We start from the raw sequence: 277 nt of genomic DNA, 5'->3' as shown, positions 1-277 counted from the left end.
CGTTGACCTCGATCCAGTTGCCCTCCGGGTAGACCAGGAACGCGGTCGGCCGCGGGTCCTCCGGCATCTGCCCGGCGATCACGGCGTGCAGGTTGAAGCGCAGGTTCGAGCTTTCCAGCGCGCCGCGATCCTCTTCCGCCGTGCGCCGCAGGCAGCGGGCGTAGGCGTCGACCGCGTCCAGCAGTTGCGGGAAGCCGTCCGCGTGCTGCCGGCGAACCTCTCGGTCCAGATAGGCCAGCGTTTTGTCCCGCAGCGAACGCAGGCCGGAGGTCATGAC

General features: G+C 69.3%; 1 protein-coding gene. It reads right to left on the bottom strand.

Features of this window, described 5'->3' with window-relative positions; all coding sequences use genetic code 11:
• Nucleotides 1–277: hypothetical protein (locus tag R0J92_RS22700; protein WP_411053325.1), on the bottom strand; the 277-nt coding region annotated here is incomplete at both ends.

Source organism: Tritonibacter sp. SIMBA_163 (genome assembly GCF_046535935.1).
Lineage (GTDB): Bacteria > Pseudomonadota > Alphaproteobacteria > Rhodobacterales > Rhodobacteraceae > Epibacterium > Epibacterium scottomollicae.
This window is presented reverse-complemented; position numbering and strand designations above follow the sequence as displayed.